At 41.3% G+C, this 23,279-nt stretch carries 23 protein-coding genes, 1 pseudogene and 1 riboswitch; of the genes and pseudogenes, 16 read left to right on the forward strand and 8 right to left on the reverse strand.

What is annotated here, in order from left to right; translation table 11 throughout:
* Window positions 1–112 precede the first annotated feature (112 nt).
* Both MUO14_RS13650 and MUO14_RS13655 read right to left on the reverse strand, forming a co-directional pair.
* Window positions 113–1,582: a UDP-N-acetylmuramoyl-L-alanyl-D-glutamate--2,6-diaminopimelate ligase gene (locus MUO14_RS13650; protein WP_244751212.1), complete on the reverse strand. Its 1,470-nt coding sequence runs from the start codon at window positions 1,580–1,582 to the stop codon at window positions 113–115.
* Between the two features lie 187 nt (window positions 1,583–1,769).
* Window positions 1,770–2,603: a YitT family protein gene (locus MUO14_RS13655; RefSeq protein WP_244751213.1), complete on the reverse strand. Its 834-nt coding sequence runs from the start codon at window positions 2,601–2,603 to the stop codon at window positions 1,770–1,772.
* A 190-nt stretch (window positions 2,604–2,793) separates the two neighbouring features.
* On the opposite strand from MUO14_RS13655, the gene MUO14_RS13660 reads away from it, so the two are divergent.
* Window positions 2,794–4,287, forward strand: coding sequence for a UDP-N-acetylmuramoyl-L-alanyl-D-glutamate--2,6-diaminopimelate ligase (locus tag MUO14_RS13660; protein WP_244751214.1), 1,494 nt, complete (start codon window positions 2,794–2,796; stop codon window positions 4,285–4,287).
* A 36-nt stretch (window positions 4,288–4,323) separates the two neighbouring features.
* Here the strand turns inward: MUO14_RS13660 and MUO14_RS13665 are convergent, their stop codons facing one another.
* Window positions 4,324–4,866, reverse strand: coding sequence for an HD domain-containing protein (locus MUO14_RS13665; RefSeq protein WP_244751215.1), 543 nt, complete (start codon window positions 4,864–4,866; stop codon window positions 4,324–4,326).
* A gap of 100 nt (window positions 4,867–4,966) precedes the next feature.
* On the opposite strand from MUO14_RS13665, the gene MUO14_RS13670 reads away from it, so the two are divergent.
* Both MUO14_RS13670 and MUO14_RS13675 read left to right on the forward strand, forming a co-directional pair.
* Entirely contained in the window at window positions 4,967–5,785 is an 819-nt protein-coding gene (locus MUO14_RS13670; RefSeq protein WP_244751216.1) for a riboflavin kinase, read from the forward strand.
* Window positions 5,786–5,824: 39 nt separating this feature from the next.
* On the forward strand, window positions 5,825–6,052 hold the full coding sequence (locus MUO14_RS13675) for a YuzB family protein (protein WP_255822204.1): 228 nt from the start codon (window positions 5,825–5,827) through the stop codon (window positions 6,050–6,052).
* Between the two features lie 91 nt (window positions 6,053–6,143).
* Here MUO14_RS13675 and MUO14_RS13680 read toward each other — a convergent pair whose 3' ends face one another.
* Window positions 6,144–7,736: an MDR family MFS transporter gene (locus MUO14_RS13680; RefSeq protein ID WP_244751218.1), complete on the reverse strand. Its 1,593-nt coding sequence runs from the start codon at window positions 7,734–7,736 to the stop codon at window positions 6,144–6,146.
* 27 nt (window positions 7,737–7,763) lie between these two features.
* Window positions 7,764–8,183, reverse strand: coding sequence for a MarR family winged helix-turn-helix transcriptional regulator (locus tag MUO14_RS13685; protein WP_244751219.1), 420 nt, complete (start codon window positions 8,181–8,183; stop codon window positions 7,764–7,766).
* A gap of 189 nt (window positions 8,184–8,372) precedes the next feature.
* Here MUO14_RS13685 and MUO14_RS13690 point away from each other — a divergent pair, with 189 nt between their 5' ends.
* The 3 genes and pseudogenes from MUO14_RS13690 (at window position 8,373) to bioB (ending at window position 10,925) form a co-directional block, all read left to right on the forward strand.
* Complete coding sequence (locus tag MUO14_RS13690) at window positions 8,373–9,197, forward strand: aldo/keto reductase (RefSeq protein WP_244751220.1); 825 nt, start codon at window positions 8,373–8,375, stop codon at window positions 9,195–9,197.
* A gap of 121 nt (window positions 9,198–9,318) precedes the next feature.
* Complete coding sequence (locus MUO14_RS13695) at window positions 9,319–9,921, forward strand: biotin transporter BioY (RefSeq protein WP_244751221.1); 603 nt, start codon at window positions 9,319–9,321, stop codon at window positions 9,919–9,921.
* Window positions 9,922–9,933: 12 nt separating this feature from the next.
* Window positions 9,934–10,925 (forward strand): annotated as a pseudogene (gene bioB, locus MUO14_RS13700) (biotin synthase BioB).
* 234 nt (window positions 10,926–11,159) lie between these two features.
* Here bioB and MUO14_RS13705 read toward each other — a convergent pair.
* A complete protein-coding gene (locus MUO14_RS13705) occupies window positions 11,160–11,741 on the reverse strand; it encodes a TetR/AcrR family transcriptional regulator (protein ID WP_244751222.1) in 582 nt (193 codons plus the stop codon).
* Window positions 11,742–11,929: 188 nt separating this feature from the next.
* Here MUO14_RS13705 and MUO14_RS13710 point away from each other — a divergent pair, with 188 nt between their 5' ends.
* From MUO14_RS13710 to uvsE, 6 genes are all read left to right on the forward strand, one after another.
* Window positions 11,930–12,883, forward strand: coding sequence for an ABC transporter permease (locus tag MUO14_RS13710; RefSeq protein WP_244751223.1), 954 nt, complete (start codon window positions 11,930–11,932; stop codon window positions 12,881–12,883).
* Window positions 12,873–13,817, forward strand: coding sequence for an iron chelate uptake ABC transporter family permease subunit (locus MUO14_RS13715; protein ID WP_244751224.1), 945 nt, complete (start codon window positions 12,873–12,875; stop codon window positions 13,815–13,817). Before MUO14_RS13710 ends, MUO14_RS13715 begins: the two co-directional genes overlap by 11 nt.
* Complete coding sequence (locus MUO14_RS13720; protein ID WP_244751225.1) at window positions 13,814–14,569, forward strand: iron ABC transporter ATP-binding protein; 756 nt, start codon at window positions 13,814–13,816, stop codon at window positions 14,567–14,569. The genes MUO14_RS13715 and MUO14_RS13720 overlap by 4 nt, the downstream gene beginning before the upstream one ends.
* Before the next feature lie 23 nt (window positions 14,570–14,592).
* A complete protein-coding gene (locus MUO14_RS13725) occupies window positions 14,593–15,525 on the forward strand; it encodes a siderophore ABC transporter substrate-binding protein (protein WP_244751226.1) in 933 nt (310 codons plus the stop codon).
* Between the two features lie 131 nt (window positions 15,526–15,656).
* The gene (locus tag MUO14_RS13730) at window positions 15,657–16,622 is read left to right on the forward strand and encodes a nuclease-related domain-containing protein (protein ID WP_244751227.1); all 966 of its coding nucleotides are present in this window, start codon (window positions 15,657–15,659) and stop codon (window positions 16,620–16,622) included.
* A gap of 151 nt (window positions 16,623–16,773) precedes the next feature.
* Window positions 16,774–17,733, forward strand: a complete 960-nt coding sequence (uvsE, locus tag MUO14_RS13735) for a UV DNA damage repair endonuclease UvsE (protein WP_244751228.1) — start codon at window positions 16,774–16,776, stop codon at window positions 17,731–17,733.
* A gap of 179 nt (window positions 17,734–17,912) precedes the next feature.
* On the opposite strand, the gene MUO14_RS13740 is transcribed toward uvsE, so the two are convergent.
* Window positions 17,913–18,443, reverse strand: a complete 531-nt coding sequence (locus MUO14_RS13740) for a YceI family protein (RefSeq protein ID WP_244751229.1) — start codon at window positions 18,441–18,443, stop codon at window positions 17,913–17,915.
* Between the two features lie 499 nt (window positions 18,444–18,942).
* On the opposite strand from MUO14_RS13740, the gene MUO14_RS13745 reads away from it, so the two are divergent.
* Window positions 18,943–19,521: a cell wall hydrolase gene (locus MUO14_RS13745; protein WP_244751230.1), complete on the forward strand. Its 579-nt coding sequence runs from the start codon at window positions 18,943–18,945 to the stop codon at window positions 19,519–19,521.
* Between the two features lie 50 nt (window positions 19,522–19,571).
* On the opposite strand, the gene MUO14_RS13750 is transcribed toward MUO14_RS13745, so the two are convergent.
* A complete protein-coding gene (locus MUO14_RS13750) occupies window positions 19,572–19,982 on the reverse strand; it encodes an RDD family protein (RefSeq protein ID WP_244751231.1) in 411 nt (136 codons plus the stop codon).
* 338 nt (window positions 19,983–20,320) lie between these two features.
* On the opposite strand from MUO14_RS13750, the gene MUO14_RS13755 reads away from it, so the two are divergent.
* The 3 genes from MUO14_RS13755 (at window position 20,321) to thiH (ending at window position 23,278) form a co-directional block, all read left to right on the forward strand.
* Window positions 20,321–21,124, forward strand: coding sequence for an SDR family NAD(P)-dependent oxidoreductase (locus MUO14_RS13755; protein WP_244751232.1), 804 nt, complete (start codon window positions 20,321–20,323; stop codon window positions 21,122–21,124).
* Window positions 21,125–21,196: 72 nt separating this feature from the next.
* Window positions 21,197–21,301: riboswitch (TPP riboswitch) on the forward strand.
* An 88-nt stretch (window positions 21,302–21,389) separates the two neighbouring features.
* Window positions 21,390–22,175, forward strand: coding sequence for a thiazole synthase (locus tag MUO14_RS13760; RefSeq protein WP_244751233.1), 786 nt, complete (start codon window positions 21,390–21,392; stop codon window positions 22,173–22,175).
* On the forward strand, window positions 22,175–23,278 hold the full coding sequence (thiH, locus tag MUO14_RS13765) for a 2-iminoacetate synthase ThiH (protein WP_244751234.1): 1,104 nt from the start codon (window positions 22,175–22,177) through the stop codon (window positions 23,276–23,278). The genes MUO14_RS13760 and thiH overlap by 1 nt, the downstream gene beginning before the upstream one ends.
* The last annotated feature ends 1 nt before the right edge of the window (window position 23,279 follow it).

The raw sequence follows: 23,279 nt of genomic DNA on the forward strand, positions 1-23,279 counted from the left end.
GTACACCTCACCTCTTCCCGCTGCTTAGGAGGTATGAAACATGAAGACTACAGGTATTTTAAGGAAAAGCGATTTCACATTATAAGGGAGCAGCCGCAATGAGCTGCCCCCTTTAATTGAGTTCAACGTTTTTCATGTTGTTCACATAGTCCACTGTGCTTTCATCTGAATGGGTAGGCAGTGAAAACTGTTGTTTGTATTGTTCATGCCCCTTGCCGGTAATTACGATCCATTCGCCAGGTTCACTATTATTTATAGCCTTTTTAATAGCGAGTGTGCGATCGGGGATAATTTCGCCTTTTCCAATTTTTGTTTGACTGCGGTAAAAAGTGAGGCTTTGAAGTATATCATCCTCAGATACTCCATTTAAATCATCCATCGTCAAGAAATATTGATCACTCATTTCGGCACTGATGTTCATCATTTCCTGCCTTTTTGTGAGGTCCCGATTGCCTCGAAAACCGAAAATATGGGTGATTTTCTTTGCGGCTGCGTCATGAACCGTTTGTAGACAATTGAAAACGGCATCTGCTGTATGGGCATAATCAATCACTACAGTGGAACCGTTTTTCAAAGGGTACGTAGTAAAGCGACCAGGTACACCTGGAAAATTACGAATGGAATCGAAAATGTCTGTAGTTGTCTTCCCATCTAACTGTGTTGCTGCAGCATAAGCCTGAAGGGTGTTATACAAGTTATGCAAGCCGGCCATGGGGGACTCTAGTGTATGTATGTCATGACCTTTAATTTTAACGGATGGCGGATCAACTGAAAGCTGTTCTAGGATTTGCAGGTTGTTTGTAGCTGATCTGCCGACTGTGTACGTTTGTCTTCCTTCTTGACGTAGTTCTTCAGCCAACTTCTCACCATAAACATCATCTGAATTGATGACGGCTGTACCGTTTGACTTGAGTTTGTGGAATAATGCTTTTTTTACCTCGTAGTACTGATCAATGGTTCCATGATAATCCAAGTGTTCATGAGTTAAGTTTGTGAAGAGGCACAGATCAAAGTGGAGACCTTCTAATCGATATTCGGCTAACCCGTGCGAGGAAGCTTCCATAATTACAACTTCATCCCTGCTTTTGTCAATCAACTGATTTAATGTTAGGGCATTTGGGGTTGTATTAACTGTCTTTGAATATTGCCCATTGATGACGTTTTGTATGGTGCCTAATAGGGAACAAGAGTAACCCATATCCTCAAGAATATGTTTCATTAAATAGCTGGTTGTCGTCTTCCCATTTGTACCTGTGATACCGACCATGATTTTGCTTGATGCAGGATCATGGTAGTAATTGTGTGCGAGAATTCCTAATGCCTGTCTGCTGTTCGGAACTTGTATATAAGGAACGCCAGAGCTTTGATACTCTTGATCGCCTACAATCACCGCGGCCCCTTTTTTAATGGCATCTTGAATGTACGTATGTCCATCAAATTGATAACCTGATATGGCAACAAAAAGGCACCCTGGCTCTACCTCGTTAGAAGAATCGGTCAGTCCATGAATATCAATGTCATTAAACTTATGCATGTCCTCATATTGAAAGGGGACGTCTTGTAATAGTTGGTCAAGTTTCATTAATAATGTGCACACCTTTTTTATGTTTGAAATTAAGATGAATTTTAACGCTAATTTTATCAAATAAGAAGCAATCTATGTTGTAAAAATAAAAAATAAGCTAAAGGGTTCATAAATTAGCCATTAAGAGGGAACCAGGGGGGTTATGAAGCATTCTGGTTCCCTAAGATGTGGTTTTGTTGAAAAACTATCTCCCTTTATATCCTTTACGAAAGATCTCTTGAACTCCATGTACCGTGACATAAGCATCTGGATCGATATTTAGGATGATTTTTCTGAATGGCACGATTTCGTGTTTGTTAATAACAAGATATAAGACCTCTCTTTCCGAACCTGTGTAGCCACCTTTCCCGTCAAGCACTGTAATACCGCGAGCCATTTTGTTGGTAACAGCATCCAATACTTGGTTCGGATGGTTTGAAATGATCATAACGGCGGTACGTTCATTGGCTCCTTCTACTACGACATCGATAACTTTTGCGCCGACGTAGACAGAGATAAGGGTGTACATGGCTTTTTCCTGGCCGATGATAAAGGCGGAACCGACGATAACTGCAATATCAATCACAAGCATTCCTTTTCCGATGGTCCAGCCTAGATATTGGTTTCCAAGCCGAGCGAGGATTGCGGATCCACCTGATGTACCACCGGAGCGGAAAATGAGTCCAAGGCCAAGCCCAACTGCCAGCCCAGCAAATAGTGCAGCGAGCAACGTATCATCATTAATTTCTTTGCCCCAATCGACCGTGAAGTGTAAAAAAAGAGAAGAAAAAATGATAGCAACTATTGTATAGATGATCACGCGCTTATTGAAGAATTTATATCCGACGGCAACTAATAATGTGTTCAATACAAAGTTCACAATACCAGGCGACCATTCAAATAAATAATAAGTAACAATCGTGATCCCAATGACCCCACCCTCAGATAAGCGGTTAGGAATGGCGAAATAGTTGACACCAATCGCAAAAATAAGTGAACCAATAATGATTAGTAGTATGTCTTTTATTATTCGTGTCACGTAATCCCTCCTTTTCTTCTTATTGTATAGTAAATGGATTATGGAAATATACCGGGAATATTCGTTTTTATCTATCTAAAGGTCTAATAATATATTAGAAAATGCGAATAATATACAGAAGAAAAGATCGGTTTTTACATGCATAATCATTACGAAGACGACTAAAAACACACATGAGTGAGGAATAACCATGAGAATGATAAATTTTGATCAAATCAAAGGTATTGCAATAAAACAAATTTTCGGACCGAATGCACAGGCTGTATCTGGTTTAGCATTTCATTCCAGACGAGTCGTTTTTTCCTCGATTTTCTTTAGTGTGAAGGGAGAGAATGAAGACGGACATCAATATATTGAGGAAGCAATTCAAAACGGGGCTTCTGCAATTGTTGGTGAAGATAGTGTTCAGTTTTCAAGGCTAAGCGAACGTTATAGGTCTTGTTCATTTGTGGTTGTCGAAGATGTAAGGGCTGCGATGGCTTACATTTCTAAATACTTTTTCAACCACGCTGATGAAAAAATTAAAACCATTGGAGTAACGGGGACCAATGGTAAGACAACCGTTGCCGCCTATGTGCGTTCTTTGCTGAACCTGCTAGGGACTCGAAGTGGGTCAATTGGAACGACAGGCATATGGTCTTCTAAAGAAAAACTCAAATATGTAAAGAGCACCCCCACCACCCCTGAAGCCATTGACCTCCATCGAGTTTTTCATGATCTAAAAAAAGCGGGTGATGAAGCAGCTGCAATGGAAGTTTCCTCCATTGCTTTGGATCAAAAACGAGTGGACGGAATGGTGTTTGATATAGGCATTCACACAAACTTTTCAGAAGAACACCTTGAATATCACAAAACGATTGATCACTATAAAGCATGTAAACTGAAGTTATTTGAACAATCGAGACAAGGCGTTATCAATCTGGATGATGATGGGATGGGCATGGACCTTTTCAATTGTTTTAAAGGACCAAAACTTACCTATAGCTTATCTCCATCAAGTGAAGCTGATCTGATCGGCACGGGTATTGAAGTAATGGACTCGGGGTCGATGTTCACGATTCACTACAAGAGCAAAAGTATCCGTGTATTCACACCGGTGTTCGGAGCATATAATGTAGCTAATGTGCTGTCAGCCATAGCCACAGCTTTAATGTTCGGTTACACAATAGATGCGATCGCTTCTGTATTAGCAAAGCTGGAAAGCCCAGAAGGACGTTTCCAGGTTATACAAGCCCCAAATGATTCGAAAGTTATTATCGACTACGCCCATACACCCGTTGCACTAACGAATCTTGTTGACGAGGTGAAGAAAATACAACATCGACGCCTGATTGTCATGATCGCAGGTATTGGAATACGAGATTTTAATAAAATGCCAAAGATGGCGGCGACAATTGAAGGGAAAGCGGATGAAGTCATCGTCACCGTCGATCACCCAGGCTACCATGATCCACAAATCATCATTAATCAGGTCATGAAGGGATTTAATGAACCTAAAGCAAGCAATATTCATTCCGCCTTAACTCGGAGGGAAGGAGTCAGACGTTCCCTTGGTCTTGGAAGAACTGGCGATATTGTTGTGTTAACAAGTGGGTGCATTAATAATGCGCAAATTGTAAAGGGGGAGCAAATCCCTCATTCGGATGAAGCCATTATTCGAGAGCATTTTTTTCAGTCCCAATAGATTACAGGAAGACCAGAAGTCTTGCTGCTTCTGGTCTTAGTTACGGAAGAAACGGTCTACTGCGTTTTGATACGTATCGAAAAAGTCTGGAATACAATTGCTGGCGACCCCTGAGGTCATATTGGCCGCAATCGATTGATTGTACCAGCTCTGCTGTTCAAATCCGGCGTTGAAGTGCTCCCACAATGCATCACCATCACGCTCAAAATCCTTTTCGAGCGAAAGCAAGTTATCCAATTTGTCAGCAATAATTAAACTTTTCACTTCTAAATTCCCCGTTCGAATTGTGTCAATCGTATGCTGCTTGCGTTCCTGCCATGATTTCGATTTATCTTCCGTATGGGCTGCCACGAGATCACGCACTTCTCGATTAAATTCACGTTCGATATCTTTAAGCTCATAAGCCGTATCCTCAACTACATCGTGCAAGTAGCCGGCACAAATAACCGCAGCATCACAGCCTGCCGTTTTTAACGTATGAGCCACGCGGGCAGGGTGAACAATATAATCAACATCTGAATTTTTCCGCTTCTGCCCTTGATGGGCTTTTGTAGCAAAAGCTTTCGCCTTTTCGATCATCAACAACACTCCTTCTTAAGCGTAAAAGTTGTCTGGATATGTGTTTTGCGGCTACCATAGGGATAGGTGAAATACGTACGAAGCAGAGGAGTCATAAACAATGAAAATCAATCACATGGACGATCAACCGATCATTCTAGTCGCAGGAAAGTTCGACGGTCTTCATCGAGGGCACCAACAGCTTATTCAACAAGCTAAATCCTATGTTACCCCAGACGACCAACTGGCCATATGGGATCTGGCAGATGAACAACCAGTCATTACCTCCCTTGATGATAAACTGCATATTCTGGAAGGGTTCGGGACAGACCGATATTATGATAGTAATGTACAGCTGCAAAAATTACATTGTAAGCGAATCGTCATCGAAGAAGATATGGAACAAGAGTTAGCTAACCATTGCAATCCACATGACCTCCCTGTTACCATTTTACCGCACACCACCCTAAATCATGAAAGGATTCATGCTGCGAGCATTCAGTCTTTTGTCGAAAAAGGAAAAATGGAAGCCGCTCAAGCGCTTATAGGGCGGCCATTCCAAACGACAGGAACCGTCGTCCGTGGGGATGCGCTTGGGCGCCAACTTGGCTTTCCAACCCTTAACCTTGGTGGTATAGAAGAATATGTCGAGCCAAAGCCGGGTGTTTATCTGGGTGTTGTAGAAGTTCACAGTGAGACATCGGCCTATTATTACACATTGATTAGTGCCGGGTACCGTCCAACCGTGAATGGTCAGACATTTAAAGTAGAAGCTTATTTAATGAACTTTTCAGGTGATTTATATGGGGAGAAGGTGACTGTCAGTTACTTGCGCCATATGCGCGATGAAGAGAATTTTGACGGGGTCGATGTCCTCGTCGAACAAATGAAGCAAGATGAACAGAAGGCGCGAGCCATTTTAGGAATGCCGTTCATTTAACTATAAAGGAGTAATCATCATGGGGTAGTCGTAGTTGAAATTTGTGATGGAAACTTGATTAACGAACTCGACGTCGAAACCATTATAGAATCAGAATATCCGGATGTCGCTGTGCTGATGAATGAATGTTTATCATTCTGCGGGCTGTGTGCCATTAAACCTTATGCGATTGTCAATGGGGCTCGTATTTTTGGTAAAACATCTGAAGAGGCTTTAGATAAAATCAGGAAGAAAATCGAAGAGGAGTTAGCGCTTTTTGCTGAGTAGAGGTCGTGAGGGATGAATTCCTCCGTTATTGTAACAGTGAGTAGGCTTTAAAAAGCTGATCCCCATAACATGGCGGATCAGTTTTTTTATATTAGGAACTTTTTTTAGCTTCTTCGGGCTTTTGTTCGGTGGATTGGTTCGATAACCGCAATGGAATTTCTCTTAGAAACAAAATAAGAATAAAGGCCGTTCCTAACACGACCGTTCCAAATAGAAACGATCCGCTTAAGGCTGTACTCAAGACTCCTCTCATAGCTTCGATCAATTGATTAAACACGGGCACTACTTGTTCGGGGACACCTTGCCTAATTTGACCAATGATATCGGGATCCATCAGTACTTGTGGGTCTTCTAAAGCTGAAACACCATCAAGATTACCCAAGCTGTCATCTGACTGTGCAGCCATTTCGCTCATTTTATCAGACATGATCATATTCATGATTGATCCCATGATGGATACACCAATTGTACCACCGGCTTGCCTGAAAAATTGTGATGCTGATGTGGCCACCCCGAGGTACTTATGATCAACTGCATTTTGGACGGTTAATGTTAAAACGGGAAAGGTGAGCCCTAACCCGAGGCCGACAAGAATTAGGTTACGAACAGCTCCGAGAACAGTAGTATCTACGGTCATTAAGGACATGGAGAACATGCCGATTCCCATGATGACCAAGCCAATGACAGCGAAAATTTTGTAACGTCCCGTCTTGGTAATAAGCTGGCCGCCGAGCGTACTTGTTACCACCATACTAAGCATCATCGACATCATGATAAAACCCGTTTTAGTTGCTGACATCCCCATAACCCCTTGAATAAAAAACGGCATATACATGATGGCTCCAAACATCCCCATCCCCATTAGTAACCCAGTCAGATTGGATACGGAAAAGATGCTATTTTTAAATAAATGAAGAGGGATCACAGGGTTTTTCGCTTTGCTCTCAGCAAAAATAAAGATTGCCAAAGCTGCAGTTGACCACACGAATAGTCCGATGATCATGGCTGAATCCCAGGCGAATGTTTTTCCAGCCCATGAGAAAGCAAGCAGGAGCGGGACAATGGCCAAGGCTAAAACAATAGCTCCGATAAAATCAACAGACGTCTTTGCTTTAGTTTTAGTATGCGGGAACATTTTCCAAATCATAATGAAGGCAATGATACCGAAAGGGAGGAAGACCCAAAAAACCCAGTTCCATGCCCACGTATCAACAATATAGCCGCCTAAAGTAGGGCCGAACACACTAGCCAAACCGAATACAGAGCTCATTAACCCTTGCCAGCGTCCGCGCTCCCGCGGTGAAAACAAGTCTCCAATGGCTGTGAAGGAAGTGGATATAATCATTCCTCCGCCAAAACCTTGTAAGCCTCGATAAATAATTAATTGGTAAATATTAACTGATGTCCCTGACATGAATGAACCAACGATAAAGACCCCGATCCCAACGAGAATAAATGGTTTTCGACCATATGTATCCGATAATTTCCCGACTAATATAGCGGTAATACTCGTTGTGAGCATATAAATAGTAAACACCCAACTAAAATAGTCCATACCACCAATATCGGCCACAATAATCGGAAGTGCCGTCCCTACAATGGTTTGGTTCAAAGCTGCAAAAAGCATTGCCGCCATAATCGCGATCATAATCGTGACTTTTTGTTTGTATTCAAGATGTTCCATTATATATCATCCTTTTATTGTGCAGAATTATAGGAGGTTAAAGATACGGATTAATTCCTGGATTTCCTCCTTTGATAATCGTTCAAAACGCTGCTGCATATAGCTTTCCCGCTTTTGGTCAAGCGTTTGATACATGCGCTCTCCTTCTTCCGTCAACATAAAAACAACTACCCGCCGATCTTTTTTTGAGCGAGTGCGGACAATTAAACTTTTTTCCACTAAACGATCCATAACTGAGGTGGCATGACTATTTGATACATTTAATGTTGAGGCAAGTGAAGAAACATTATGACACTTTTTTTCCTTGATAGTACGTAGGAAGCTGAGCTCACTACTGGTAAAGCCCTCGCCGAGTTGATCATTTAATTCCCGTCTGAACCCTCGAACAAATCTCCGCATCGTCGCTTCTAAATTGGATATAAGCAACGACTTTTCTTGATCTTGCATGAATATCTCTCCTTCGAAAATCTCACTATATAAATAGTAAACTTGGTTAAATAATTATTCAAGGTATTCCCTTTGAACAGGAGTTCATTTTATTTCAGCAATTATGCCTTCAAGCAAACTGTGCATCCCAATAAATTTTTCTGTGCTACACTACCATTGTATCCCTTTATTGGAAAGGAAGAGATTTAAATGAAAACAGTACAACTACATGATAAAGTCGACATGCCTCAGCTAGGTTTTGGTGTATGGCAAGTCGAGGAAAAAGATGCTGAACCTGCTGTATCAAAAGCGATTCAGACAGGCTACCGCTCAATTGATACCGCCGCAATTTATGGAAATGAGCGCCAAGTGGGTGAAGCCATTGCGAACAGCGATGTCCCACGTGAAGAGCTATTCATCACAACAAAAGTATGGAATACAGATCAGGGCTATGACAACACACTAAAAGCTTTTGACGTGAGTTTAGAGAAGTTGGGTCTTGATTACGTGGACATGTACTTGATTCACTGGCCGACGCCGGACTTTGATGATTATGTAGAGACATATAAAGCACTTGAGCAACTGCAGAAGGATGGCAAGGTGAAGGCCATTGGTGTATGTAACTTTAACATTGATCATTTGCAGCGCCTGCTTGATGAATGTGATGTTAAGCCTGCCGTCAACCAAGTTGAATGCCACCCTTATTTAGCGCAAAACAAATTGAAGGATTTTTGTCGTAAAAATGGCATCCTTCTCGAGGCGTGGAGTCCATTAATGCAGGGTGGAGATGTATTGAAGGACGATGTCGTTCAAGCTATCGCGCTTGAGCACAGCAAGACTTCTGCTCAAGTGATCATCCGCTGGCATTTGCAAAATGGAACGATCGTGATTCCGAAGTCGATTACACCTTCCCGTATTGAAGAAAACTTCGATGTCTTTGATTTCGAACTGAGTAATGAGGAAATGAATCAAATCAATGAGCTTGACCGCGGGGAACGTAAAGGCCCCGAGCCAAGTGAGATGAATGTACGATAATAAGGAGGGACGCTTATCAGAGCGTCCTTTTTTATATTCAATATGTTAACTTTTAATTTTTATGGTTGACATAAACCGAACTCATCTTCTATGCTTGTTCTATAATGAGAGGAGGTAAAACATGGAACCTAAGAACAGGTGGAGTCCATTAGATTTAACGATGGGGAGTTTATTTGTTGCAATGATGGCAGTTGGCGCAAACATTACCTCTATAGCTCCTTTTATGGTGATTGGCGGTGTCCCCATTACACTACAGACGTTTTTTGCAATATTGGCAGGGTTGATTCTTGGGAGTCGTTTAGGAGCTCTGTCTCTGTTTACATACATGCTGCTAGGGTTAGCTGGTGCGCCAATATTCGCCCAGTTTAAAGGAGGCTTTGCCATCCTGTTGTCCCCGACCTTTGGGTTCATTGTTTCGTTTATTCTGATTGCCTACATAGCTGGTAAAATGGCAGAACATAAACGCAGCTTGCCTATGTACATTTCGGCAGCAATACTTGCAATGGCCATCAACTATATTTTTGGGACTAATTGGATGTATGCAGCTTATCTCCTTTGGTTTGATGCACCAGAAGGGTTTACCTACAAAATGGCCTGGTACTGGATGGTTTTCCCTTTACCAAAAGATATTGTTCTATCAATATTTGCGGGAGTCATGGCTTATCGTCTTGAGACAGGCATCGTTTCAAAAAGTGCTTTTCGAAATCAGAAAAAGGTTGCTTAAAGGTGGGGTTGTATGCAGAATTGGAAACTATTAGCGGATAAGGTACTTCAAGGGGAGGAAGTAACTGATCAGGAGGCGCTCGCTGTTCTAGAGTGTTCCAATGAAGAATTATTGGAACTGTTACATAGTGCGTACCAGGTTCGTAAGTATTATTATGGAAACCAGGTAAAGTTGAACATGATCATCAATACAAAATCAGGATTTTGTCCAGAGAATTGCGGCTATTGTGCACAATCAAGGGATTCTGCTGCTCCTATACAAAAATACCGTATGATGGACAGGGATGAGATTATTAAAGGGGCTGAGCAAGCCCATCGTCTGAAATCAGGAACGTATTGTATCGTAGCGAGCGGCCGTGGACCATCGAAGCGGGAACTCGATATCGTTACCTCAGCAGTCGAGGAGATTAAAGACAAATACGACATGAAAGTTTGTGCATGTCTTGGTTTACTGAAGCCTGAACAAGCACAACAGTTAAAAGAGGCGGGAGTCGACCGCTACAACAACAATATCAACACCTCTGAACAGCATCATGATAACATTACTACAAGCCACACCTACCATGATCGGATTGCCACCGTCAATCATGCAAAAGAAGCCGGCATTTCACCATGCTCAGGTGTCATCGTTGGAATGAAGGAATCCAAGCAGGATGTCATTGATATGGCACGCGCGTTGAAGGAACTTGATGCGGATTCCATTCCCGTTAATTTTCTGCATGCCATTGATGGAACATTGTTAGAAGGAACGAATGAGCTAACACCGACTTATTGTCTAAAAGTACTTAGCCTATTTCGCTTCATCAATCCTACGAAAGAAATCCGCGTTTCCGGGGGAGAGAGGTTAACTTAAAAAGTCTCCAACCACTCGGGCTATACCCTGCCAATTCGATTTTTGTAGGGGATTACTTGACTACAGCTGGGCAGGAAGGGACAAAAGACCATCAAATGCTAGAGGACCTGGGGTTCGATGTGGATTATGTAACAACTGAAGAGCCGGTATGATTATGGAAAAGGACGCTCACATTTGCGTCCTTTTTATTTGTTAAGAGAATATCAATCTTGAACTTTTATGACAGTGAGGCAATAAAAACCTGCAAAATATAGCTATTTGCCTTCGTAAGGAAGGAACCAATCATGGAGGCAAACACTTATGTGTGACGTCGTGTGTATTGGCGTATAGAAAGCCGTGCCGCTCGTAGCCGGGCGAATGCTCTTATCAGGGCATTTCCATATTTATCAAGTATAGATTCCGCCGTCGATCATCTCCGTTAAATACTGAGCAAGTTCCTCAGGTTCATCTGGAAAGCCTTCCTCAATCCACCATTTTATTGTGCCGATGATGCTCATAGATATAAACGTACGAGTGATTTGTTCAGAACATTTAATTTTATGATTGTAATTCAGTGCGATATTAAGGATAGCGTTAGAAGAATCCTTGATGAATGTTTCAAGTTTCTGCTGAAAATGAATGTTGTTCTGTTTCGTTAACATCACTGAAAAAAATAGAGCATGTTGTTTAATGGAAGTGAGCAGCTGGACAAACCTTGGGTGTGGCTGTTTAGATGATACAAAGTCAATCTCAGTATCACACGATTGAATTTCAAGCATCAATTGCACAAACAACTCATCCACCATTTCACGTAGCAAATGATGTTTATCATGAAAATGTTTATAAAACGTAGCACGGTTAATGTCAGCTTCAGCAGTAATCTCCTTAACCAATAGTTCCTCATGAGGGACTTCTTCAAGTAATCGTAAATAGGCTTCCTTAATCCATTTTTGAGTACGTAAAATACGGGCATCTTTTCTCCTCGCCAAAACCTACTCATCCTTTCTTTTGGTAAAGTTAAGCAACATCGTGAAAGAATTTGTTTATTATATCTGAATTCTATTGAAGTTATTTTTCTCCTTGATACAATAAGTATGATCTCACTAAATGATAATGATTTTCAATTTCATTATAACAAGAAAAATGTAAGTGGGACAGAGTTAAGGGGAATATAGGTATGAAAATTAGCTACACACTTTCCGTTCTTATCATTTTAAGTATTGTGTCCCTGTTCGTTGGCGTGTCGGATGTCTCGATCTTAGATGCTTTTCAATTAACCCGGGAACAGATTGATATTTTAATGGTCAGTCGTTTTCCGAGATTAGTGAGCATTCTTATTGCTGGAGCAAGCATAAGTATTTGCGGCCTGATTATGCAGCAACTGACGAGGAACAAATTCGTTTCACCCACAACAGCCGGGACTTTTGATTCAGCACGACTCGGTGTATTAGTATCGTTACTCGTTTTCACATCGGCAAGTCCTATGGTGAAAATGATGGTGGCGTTTGGTTTTGCTCTTTTAGGGACGTTTATTTTCATGCAAATCCTGGAACGGATTCCCTTCAAGGACACGATTTTCATCCCACTCGTTGGTTTAATGTTTGGGAATGTGATCAGTTCGATTTCTACATTTTTCGCGTTGAAATACAACCTTGTTCAAAACATGTCGTCCTGGCTGCATGGTGATTTCTCGATGATTATGGAAGGTCGTTATGAAATGATGTTCATTTCAATTCCTTTTCTGGTGATTGCCTATTTATACGCAAATCAATTTACCATAGCGGGAGTAGGGGAGGATTTTGCCAAAAATGTGGGATTAAACTATAGGCAGGTCGTGAACATTGGGTTAGCCATTGTGGCGATGGTGACGGCATCTGTTGTCCTGACAGTAGGCATGATTCCATTCTTAGGCTTAATCATTCCAAATATCGTAACGTACTACTACGGGGATCATTTGAAGAAGAGTATCATTCAAACAGCGATTATCGGTGCGGCATTCGTGCTTGCCTGTGATATCTTAGGTCGAGTGATCATTTATCCTTATGAGATTTCAATCAGTGTAACCGTTGGCGTCATCGGTAGCGGAATATTTATTTACCTACTGATGAGGAGGCGGTCGTATGCAACTTAGAAGAAAGACCATAGCGATTGGTGTGCTTGCACTTCTGCTCATTGCCATCTATTTATTCACGGGAATAAGCAGCAACTGGGATTATATCCTGCCTAGTAGAGGAATGAAGGTTCTATCGATCATTGTTACAGGAGGGGCGATTGCCTTTTCAACGGTCATTTTCCAAACCATCACCACGAACCGAATCTTAACTCCGAGCATTCTAGGTTTAGATAGTATGTACTTGCTCGTTCAAACGGGTGTGATTTTTTGGTTTGGATCTGGCTCCATCGTAATGATGGACAGCCAACTTAACTACTTGCTTTCTGTTGGAGCCATGATAATCTTTTCCTTCTTGTTGTTCAAGTGGTTATTTAGGAGGGGAGAGAATGTCTACCTCTTACTATTAGTTGGTATCATTCTCGGGACATTTTTCTCGAGTCTGTCTTCTTTTATGCAAGTGTTAATCGACCCTAATGAGTTCATGATGGTCCGAGACCGCATGTTTGCAAGCTTCAATAATATCAATACTGATTTATTATGGATTTCCATTCTGCTCATGCTCATAGCTTTCGTTAGTTATTTGCCATTGCATAAATACATCGATGTGATGGCACTCGGCAAGGACCAGGCCGTTAACTTAGGTGTCCCTTACGACAAGGTTGTTAAAAGGCTGTTAATTATTGTAGCGATTCTTATTTCAGTGGCAACAGCACTCGTTGGTCCGATTACGTTCTTAGGCTTGCTCGTTGTCAACTTGGCCCACGAATTTATGAAAACGTATAAGCATCGTTATCTGTTTCTCGTCTCGATTTTGTTCAGTATCGTGGCGCTCGTTGGTGGTCAGCTTATCGTTGAACGTATATTCACTTTTTCAACAACGATTAGTGTTCTCATTAATTTTATTGGCGGAATCTACTTTATTTATCTATTACTAAGGGAGAATAAGGCATGATTAAACTAAATAATTTATTTAAAAGATACGGCGATAAACCTGTAGTGGACAATGTTTCCATTTCGGTTCCAAAGGGGAAAATCACTACTTTTATCGGTCCGAATGGTGCTGGGAAAAGTACCTTGTTATCGATGATTAGCCGACTCATTACAAGAGACGAAGGGGAGGTGTATATCGAAGAAAGTGAGATTGGTAATTGGAAAACCCAAGATTTGTCCAGAAAACTAGCCATTCTAAAGCAAAGCAACCATATCCATTTAAGATTAACAGTCAGGGAGCTCGTTTCATTTGGCCGGTTTCCTTATTCAAAAGGCCGATTGACAAAAGAGGATGAGGAAAAGGTCGATCAAGCCTTGGAATTTGTGGCCCTACAAGATAGGGAAGATCAATACCTTGAACATTTAAGCGGCGGGCAGCGGCAACGGGCTTATATTGCCATGGTGATTGCCCAGGATACTGATTACGTGTTACTCGATGAGCCATTAAATAACTTGGATATGAATCATTCCGTGCAAGTAATGAAAACATTGAAGAGACTCGTTCACGAACTCGGGAAAACGGTTGTTCTCGTCGTTCATGACATCAATTTCGCCTCAGTCTACTCTGACTACATTGTGGCTCTAAAAAATGGCGAGATTGTACGGGAGGGTTCCACCGAAGAGATGATTCAGTCCAATGTCTTGAATGAAATCTATGATATGGATATTGATATTCGAACGATTAATGACAATAGAATTTGCGTCTATTTCTAATAAAAAGGATGAGGTGATTTTTTATGAAAAAATGGTTATTGTTGATGAGTGTAGCGATGGTGTTGGTGGTTTTATCAGCGTGTGGAGAATCTGAGGAAACCTCAGCTGCTCAAGAGGGAGAGACGATTACAGTTGAACACGAATTAGGCGAAACAGAGGTGCCTAAGAATCCAGAAAATGTTGTTGTATTCGATTACGGTATCGTAGACAGTCTTGACCAATTAGGTGTAGATATTGCAGCTGTCGCAAAGAACTCACTTCCAGAATACTTAAGTCAATATGATAGTGATGAATATGAAAATGCTGGGTCATTGAAGGAGCCTGATTTTGAGAAAATCAGTCAAATGGATCCAGGATTGATCATCATTTCCGGTCGCCAAGCCTCTGTATATGAGCAGCTTAGCGAAATTGCCCCAACTATCCACTTAGGGGTGGACACCACCAATTACATGGAATCATTTGAACAAAACATGATGACACTTGGTGAAATTTTTGACAAAAAAGATGCAGTAAAAGAAGAAGTAGCTAGCCTTAAAGCTGGTATCGAAAAAGTAAATGAAAAAGCATCAAACATGGATGAGGAAGCATTGATCATCCTAGCAAACGATGGAAAAGTGAGCGCTTATGGACCATCCTCACGCTTCGGGATCATTCATGACGTACTTGGAGTCAAGCCAGTGGACGACACCATAGAAGCATCGACCCACGGACAAAGCATCTCCTTCGAGTACATTACGAAGAAAAATCCAGACTATCTATATGTAATTGACCGTGGTGCTGTCGTCGGCGGCGAATCATCGGTGAAACAAGTAGTGGAAAATGAGTTAGTCAAGAAGACGGATGCCTATAAAAATGACAATATCATCTACCTCGACCCTGAATATTGGTACTTATCAGGAGGAGGACTTCAATCCATGTCGGCGATGGTTGAAGAAATAGGTGCTAGCTTAGAATAACGAATAAAAGGACGCGCCCCGCGCGTCCTTTTATTGTGGAGGAAACGCGCTGATAAAAGGAGGAACCAGCGCAAATAAAGTAGAGTGAGCGCCGATAAAAGATTATAATGAAATATAGGAGGATGATTTGAATGAATATAAAGCACCGGTCTTATCCTTTGAGATTAAAAAAATTAGAAGCTCTCCTGAGAAGACTTCCACCTCACCATCCCAAGATACCCCATATCCGGGACGCTATCGCCCGCACGCGTGCTGGTTATCAGGGCGAAAGATCATTAGATTTCCATCTGAGCTTCATTCCTCATAAAGATTACCTCGTTATTCACGATCTCCGCTTATTTGATGGTAAGCATTTTTTTCAAATGGACACCGTGCTACTCTCACAAAAATTTATTCTTATCTTGGAAGTGAAGAATATTTCTGGAACATTACTGCTAGATCGTGATATTCATCAATTAACCCGCATTTCTAATGAAAAGGAAGAGGCTTTCCCAGATCCAGTTCTTCAAATTGAGCGTCAACAACAACAATTGGCATTATGGATTGAAGACCAGTTCTCTATCACATCATTCCCCATTGAAGCACTGGTCTTACTTTCGGGTAAAAATACTGTTCTAAAGTTAAAGAACGATAGAGATTCAGAAAAGATTTTGAAAAGTGAAGGGTTCATTCATCGATTAAATAAGCTAGAACAGAGACATCAAACTGCACAGATATCTTTGGATCAATTGTACCCAATGGCCTATAAAATAGTTCAAGGTCATCGTGAATTACATCAGAATGTCTTGGAGTTATTTGGAATAGAGGAGTCTGAATTGCTACTCGGTGTTTATTGCCAATCTTGTTTTACTAAAATGGTTTGGGTCAAAGGAAAGTGGCAGTGTTCACCATGTGGCATAAAGTCAACTGATTCTCATATACAAGCTTTACAGGATTATGCTTATTTGTGTCACCCTAAAATATCAAACAAACAGGCAAGAAAGTACTTAGGTATTAAATCTGGAGACACTATCAAACGTTTGTTAGTCAAATTAGGGGGGAATAAAATCGGATCCAATAAAGATAGAAAATATGAAATACCACTTCCAATGAGGTGAAAGCATGGAGAGAGTTAGGCATTCGTGAAAGAATAGTGAATCTGCACGGCAGATGGCGTGATGTTCTTCAGTTAGAAAGAAGAAGTCGGAGAGTTAATTGGGATCTTTTTTAGAAAATGGGGAATAGCTGACTAATAAAAGGAGTTAACTTATGATCATTCGTTTCGGCTATGTAGCAATGGCCACTTCATTATATGATGCAAGCCCGTCTAAAACGATGACTTTTTCCCGATACAAACAACTTGGAAAAAAGGAGCGGATCAAACAGCTTAAGGAGATTACAAGAGCAAATTTGGAACATACAATACGTGCGCTTCATTATAATATTGCTCATGAAATTCATCTTTATCGGTTTTCGTCATCACTCGTTCCACTTGCCACTCATGAGGAGGTCGAGTGGGATTACCTTACGCCTTTTCAAAAGGAGTATGAAAAGATAGGTGAACTGGTAAAAGAGCATCAGATGCGGACGAGTTTCCATCCCAATCAGTTTACACTTTTCACAAGTGAAAAAGAACATGTGACGACGAATACAGTTAAGGATATGGAATACCATTATTCATTACTTGAAGCGATGGGCCTTGAAAAAGAGTCGCATATCAACCTTCATGTGGGAGGGGCATATGGCGATAAACCCTCTGCAATGGAACGATTTCACGCTAACCTTAAGCAACTGCCAATTCCAATTAAAAAGCAAATGACTCTTGAGAATGACGATAAAACCTACACAACTACGGAGACGTTATCCATCTGTGAAAAAGAAAGCATTCCAATGATGTTTGATTACCACCATTATATGGCTAATCATGAGGAAGAGGAGAAGAAACTAGAAGATCTACTGCTTCGCTTCTACCAGACGTGGTCGAACAATCCTTTTCCTCCTAAGATTCATGCTTCTTCACCAAGATCGGAAAAAGCTTATCGCAGCCATGCTGATTTTGTTGATATTGAATTTATTAAACCTTTGATCAAAGTGTTGAAATCTCATCAGGTAGATGTTGATTTTATGATTGAGGCGAAAAAGAAGGACAAGGCCGTTTTGCAGTTAGTTGAAGATGTAGCGAAAATTAGAGGAGCGAAGCGGATTGATGGGGCAACGATAAAAATATGATCAATGAGTAGAAAAGAGTATCTTACTAAACTGTATTTTTACAAAGCTCCCATTAGCGTCAAAAAGGTTTGGTTTCGTCAGGCCGACGTACTGTACCTATAACTGTTAGTCTATAAAAAGTAAAGCCTTTCCTATCATCATATTAAGGATAATAGGAAAGGCCTCCAACCAAAATTACCTTAATCTTCTACAATAAACTCAAAGTTACCTTCGAATTTAACATCTTTACCAAGAAGCATACCGCCAGTTTCTACAGCTGCATTATAAGTCATGCCATAAGCTTCGCGGTTTACTTTTCCGACAACTTCAAATCCAGCAACTGTGCTTCCATCAAGCGGGCTCTTAGAAGTTCCGTTATATTCTACTGTAAACGTTTCTTCATTAGTTGTCCCCTTGATAGTAAAATCGCCAGTTACTTCGTATTCATCGTCAGATACCTTTTTAATGGATTTACTTTGAAAAACCATGTTTGGATATTTCTCAGCTTCGAAAAAATCACCAGCTTTTAAATGTCCGTCACGGTCTTCATTACCTGTATCAATAGAAGTAACAGGAATTGTTACTTTAATGCTTGCTGATTCAAGGTCAGAAAGATCTCCATTGAAATCAACATCGAAATCTTGGAATTCCCCTTTAGCTTTGGAAACAACCATATGCTTGATCTGAAAGCCTAAACCACTGTGTACTTTGTCTAATGTTAGTGTTGACATTTTCATTCCTCCTAATTTATTGGATAATACCAATGTGCTTATATTTTTCTGTCTATTTTGGAGTTTATACCCCCTAATCACTTACCTTATGTAAGTAACTTTACAATACATGTTAAGCATCGTCAAGAAAAATATCTCGAATTCGAGCGAAAAGTTATTATCTTAAAAAGTTATCTAAACAATCTACTGTCAGTTAATATTCCTGTTGTTAGTTACTTTTAAACCTGCTTTGCGAACAACCTTTAGAAAGGTGTTTAAATGGCCCTCCATAAGTGTATTGAGTAAAAAATAATATACAATTCATAATAGAAAGTACATATACTGTCTGACTCTCGCTAAGGTATGAGTTTATATTATTGAAGGAGGTAAGAATTCTATCCATCTTTTTTAAAAAGCCCCCTTACCCATAACCATATGGAAACATTGGAAATAATTAATAATGATATCCTGTACAGACATGTGTTAACTTGTAAAAGATTAAACATCAAGGAGGTACATCATGATAGTAAAACGAATGATGATTGCATCTGTCGCAATCGCCTGTTCATTGACGTTTACAAGCCAAGTTTCAGCACAAAGTAGCACTCATACCGTTAAAAAGGGTGATTCTTTATATAAAATTGCAAATCAATACGGCATCCCTGTTCAGCAGCTTAAAGAAATGAATAACATCGATAGGAATGAAATTCATCCAGACGAGCAGCTGGATCTTCCTGTTCTGCCTAGTGAATCTGAAGAGGATTTGCTTGCTAGATTAGTAGAAGCAGAAGCTAAGGGAGAAGGCTATGATGGTAAAGTTGCAGTGGCCACTGTTGTCTTAAACAGGGTGTCTAGTGATAAGTATCCCGATTCTATATACGGTGTGATTTATGATGGGTACCAGTTCTCTCCTGTGTTGAATGGTACAATTAATCAGCCTGCAAGTGAAGAATCTAAACGTGCTGTTGAAGAGGCGTTGGGTTATCAGGGGTATGATCGTGAGTCCCTGTTTTTCTATAATCCTGATAAAGCGACTAGTGAGTTTTTGAGTGATCAAGAAGTGACAACAGTTATTGGCGATCATGTTTTTCTAAGATAGTTTTATAGAAAGCGAGCACGTTGATGTGCTCGCTTTTTTGATACCTTATTCTACACTTCGCCTGGTTTTGCTTCCGTTACATAAGTCCCTGCTATAAAGTCGTGAATGGAGCGGTTGTCTTCCCTAATTCCGACCATAAAGGCACTGACAATGAGGCCAATTCCTAATGTTAAGGCATACACGAGACCGCCTACGATCAACCGCATGAACATCGTCCCGACCCCAACGTTATTTCCATTAACCTTTATAATGCGTATCCCCATAATTCTTTTACCGACAATATATCCCTTCCATAAAACCGGCAGAAACAAAGAGTAAGGGAGGGTAATCCAGTTAGAGTAAGGACTGTCGAAATCCCACCCAAATAAAAGCACTCCTAGAAGGGCAATAGGAGTCATTACAATAATAGAATCTAAGATACCTGCTCCGAGGCGTTTCCAAAAACCTACTGAACGATACATGAAATCTTCCTTTCTAGTGAGTGTTCAAAAAGTTGCCAAATTAGAACGTCGACAAAGGTCGTCACTTTCTGTGACAAAGTCGACACTAGCACGTTCCTTGCGCGTCGCAAGAAGTTCGGGGCGCGGAAGTTTTGAGGACTACAGCGTATGTCTTTCATACGTGAGGACCGGAAAAACCGAGCAACGAAGAAGTTCGCCGTTTATCATTTGGTGACTTTTTGAACAACCTCTCCTAGTCACATAAGACTATTGTACGTACCCATGTTAATGTATGCAATGGTTTCAGTTATAAATAGAAAGGTTATGGTAAGACATAGATAAAAAGGAGGCTAGATCAAATGAGTAGTATTTATTCAAATGAAGCTCTTAAGGACGGACATATCATAATAACAGGGGCTACCGGCGGCATCGGTTATCAAACAGCAAAAGCTGTTGTGCAAGCGGGAGCTGATGTGACGATAACGGGACGAAGGGAGGAAAAGCTGAACGACCTTAAAGACGAATGTAAACGGTTGAATGACTCTGTAAAAGTATATGTTCACACTGCTGAACTTAATGACGAGGAAAATCGGAGACATTTAGTAGATGAAGCCATCCAAACAAATGGAGCTATTACTGGACTTGTCAACTCAGCCGGGGTGGTCGGGGGAAGCACACTCGATAACCTGACGGAAGACGATCTTCGTAACGTAATGGAGCTGAACTATTTTTCTACAGTGTTACTGACACAGCTTGTATATGAAAAAATGAAGGCTCAGAACGAGGGAGCGATTGTAAATCTATCCTCTTTATCAGGTTTGCGCGGGACGCATGCGAACATCGCCTATAGTGCTTCAAAATTTGCGGTGACTGGGTTCACTCAGTCGCTTGCAGTTGAGGCGATTGAACACAATATTCGGGTTAATGCTGTTTGCCCTGGCTATGTGGATACAGAAATGGGGCGGGAGTCGATTCGCTCCAAAGGCGAACGGAACAATCGTAGTTTTGAAGAGCAATTGAAGGTTGCAGAAGAAGGGATTCCTTCGGGGCGGATTTCTACTGCTGAAGAAGTAGCGAATACGATTGTGTTTTTATTAACTGAGACAGCTGGGAATATCATTGGAGAGTCTATGAAGATTTCTGGGGGAAGTGTGATGAGGTGAAAAAGAAAAGGTGGTTCACAAACTGGAAGAGTTTTGCTATCCTTTAAGATGAGGTTTCTGAAAATTGAATAAGAAAAGAGCTAGGGGTGCCATACATGTGGCTGAGAGGAAGAACATTTCCGACCCTTTGAACCTGACTTGGTTAGAACCAGCGTAGGGAAGCTTTCGAGGCTGAATGTAAACGTGTATTGCATAAAGTAAATCGAAGCTCACCCATAGCGCGGGTGAGCTTTTTTTAATGGCAATTTAACGAGGAGGAGATGTTATGAAGGATCCGTTAGTGATTGCAGGGAAAGAACTTGAAAGTCGTTTGTTTACAGGAACAGGGAAGTTTGCAGACCATAGTGTAATGCGGGAGGCAATTGAACAGTCTCATTCACAGGTTGTTACGGTTGCGATTAGGAGGGTGGATCTAGATGGTTCTGGCAAGCATATCGTTAATGATATCCCAGAGCAGGCAACGTTAATGCCGAATACTTCAGGAGCAAGGACGGCAGAAGAAGCGGTACGGATTGCACGACTTGGAAAGGCTAGCGGAATGGGGAATTGGGTCAAGATCGAAGTCATTTCCGATCAAAAATACCTTCTTCCCGATAATGAGGAGACGATTAAAGCGACGAAAATCTTGGTAGAGGAAGGGTTTGTTGTCCTAGATTATATGAGTCCTGACTTAATGGCAGCGAAGCGTATGGAAGAGGCCGGGGCTGCAGCGATCATGCCGCTAGGGTCTCCGATTGGCTCGAACCGGGGTATCCGGATGAAGGAAATGATTCGGATTATGATTGATGAAATTGATGTCCCAATTGTTATAGATGCAGGGATTGGCAAACCTTCCGAGGCAACGGAAGCGATGGAAATGGGTGCGGATGCTGTTCTTGTAAATACAGCGATTGCAACTGCGGAGGACCCTGTGGCTATGGCGAAGGCTTTTGATATGGCGGTTAGAGCTGGAAGAATGGCTTACATTTCAGGGCTTGGGCAATCGTCTCTTCAGGCAAAAGCCTCCTCACCATTAACGGGATTTTTAACTTCAACAGGAGGTGGTCAATAATGAGTTTCTATAACGTGTATGAAAAGCTGAAAGATCAACCGTTTAAGTCATTATTTGATGAGATAACAGCAAGTGATGTTGAGAACGTTTTACAAAAAGATGGACTTACTGAGGCGGATTATTTCACCCTCCTGTCACCTGCTGCAGAAGGTTACTTAGAAGAGATGGCTCAGAAGGCGCATCAACTCACTTTGCAGCACTTTGGCTATACCATGCAGCTCTTTCTGCCACTCTATGTTTCCGATTACTGTGTAAACACATGCAAATACTGCAGTTTTAGTGTTGATAACGTTTTTCCTAGAAGGCGTTTAACGATGGAAGAAGTAGAGGAAGAGGCTCAGGCGATATATGCCATGGGAATTGAACAAATTATCATCCTATCGGGAGAATCTCGGGTTCATTCATCTGTTGATTACCTATCAAAAATCATGAAGATTCTTAGGAAATACTTCTCCTCGGTGGGGCTCGAAGTTCAGCCGATGGATCGCGAGGAGTATGAAGAATTGGTAGAGAGCGGAATTGATACGCTGACGGTTTTTCAGGAGACTTACGATCAAGAAATTTATCGTGACCTCCATACGAAAGGACCGAAACGTTTCTATAAGTATCGCCTGGATACCCCTGAGCGAGGCTGCCAGGCTGGGATGAGATCTGTCACAATCGGAGCTTTGCTTGGTCTTGATGATTGGCGCAAGGAAAGTTATATCACAGGTTTGCACGGGAGTTACCTTCAAGACAACTACTTGGATACGGAAATTGGCATTTCATTCCCAAGGGTCCAGCCTAATGCAGGGAGTTTTCAACCCGAAATTCATGTAACGGATCAAAATATGGTTCAAGCTATGCTTGCCCTCAGGTTATTCCTTCCGCGGGCAGGGATTATATTGTCAACCCGTGAAACTCCTCAATTACGTGATCAACTGATTCCGCTTGGAGTGACAAAAATGTCAGCTGCTTCCTCAACTGAAGTAGGCGGCTATACCCAACCGGAAAATACACAAAGCCAGTTTGAAATTTCCGATGAACGTTCCGTGGAGGAGGTTCGCCAATTGCTTCATGAAAAAGGTTATCAGCCAGTTATGAAAGATTGGCAGATTGTGTAAA

Source organism: Halobacillus shinanisalinarum (genome assembly GCF_022919835.1).
GTDB classification, from domain to species: Bacteria; Bacillota; Bacilli; order Bacillales; family Halobacillaceae; genus Halobacillus_A; species Halobacillus_A shinanisalinarum.

Coding starts and splice junctions, on each gene's coding strand:
- MUO14_RS13680 (WP_244751218.1), bottom strand. CDS start 7,736: ATGGAACATCTTGAATACAAACAAAAAGTCACGATTATGATCGCGATT.
- MUO14_RS13665 (WP_244751215.1), bottom strand. CDS start 4,866: ATGATCGAAAAGGCGAAAGCTTTTGCTACAAAAGCCCATCAAGGGCAG.
- MUO14_RS13650 (WP_244751212.1), bottom strand. CDS start 1,582: ATGAAACTTGACCAACTATTACAAGACGTCCCCTTTCAATATGAGGAC.
- uvsE (WP_244751228.1), top strand. CDS start 16,774: ATGATCATTCGTTTCGGCTATGTAGCAATGGCCACTTCATTATATGAT.
- MUO14_RS13670 (WP_244751216.1), top strand. CDS start 4,967: ATGAAAATCAATCACATGGACGATCAACCGATCATTCTAGTCGCAGGA.
- MUO14_RS13755 (WP_244751232.1), top strand. CDS start 20,321: ATGAGTAGTATTTATTCAAATGAAGCTCTTAAGGACGGACATATCATA.
- MUO14_RS13710 (WP_244751223.1), top strand. CDS start 11,930: ATGAAAATTAGCTACACACTTTCCGTTCTTATCATTTTAAGTATTGTG.
- MUO14_RS13685 (WP_244751219.1), bottom strand. CDS start 8,183: ATGCAAGATCAAGAAAAGTCGTTGCTTATATCCAATTTAGAAGCGACG.
- MUO14_RS13745 (WP_244751230.1), top strand. CDS start 18,943: ATGATAGTAAAACGAATGATGATTGCATCTGTCGCAATCGCCTGTTCA.
- MUO14_RS13720 (WP_244751225.1), top strand. CDS start 13,814: ATGATTAAACTAAATAATTTATTTAAAAGATACGGCGATAAACCTGTA.
- MUO14_RS13740 (WP_244751229.1), bottom strand. CDS start 18,443: ATGTCAACACTAACATTAGACAAAGTACACAGTGGTTTAGGCTTTCAG.
- thiH (WP_244751234.1), top strand. CDS start 22,175: ATGAGTTTCTATAACGTGTATGAAAAGCTGAAAGATCAACCGTTTAAG.
- MUO14_RS13690 (WP_244751220.1), top strand. CDS start 8,373: ATGAAAACAGTACAACTACATGATAAAGTCGACATGCCTCAGCTAGGT.
- MUO14_RS13730 (WP_244751227.1), top strand. CDS start 15,657: ATGAATATAAAGCACCGGTCTTATCCTTTGAGATTAAAAAAATTAGAA.
- MUO14_RS13660 (WP_244751214.1), top strand. CDS start 2,794: ATGAGAATGATAAATTTTGATCAAATCAAAGGTATTGCAATAAAACAA.
- MUO14_RS13750 (WP_244751231.1), bottom strand. CDS start 19,982: ATGTATCGTTCAGTAGGTTTTTGGAAACGCCTCGGAGCAGGTATCTTA.
- MUO14_RS13695 (WP_244751221.1), top strand. CDS start 9,319: ATGGAACCTAAGAACAGGTGGAGTCCATTAGATTTAACGATGGGGAGT.
- MUO14_RS13760 (WP_244751233.1), top strand. CDS start 21,390: ATGAAGGATCCGTTAGTGATTGCAGGGAAAGAACTTGAAAGTCGTTTG.
- MUO14_RS13715 (WP_244751224.1), top strand. CDS start 12,873: ATGCAACTTAGAAGAAAGACCATAGCGATTGGTGTGCTTGCACTTCTG.
- MUO14_RS13725 (WP_244751226.1), top strand. CDS start 14,593: ATGAAAAAATGGTTATTGTTGATGAGTGTAGCGATGGTGTTGGTGGTT.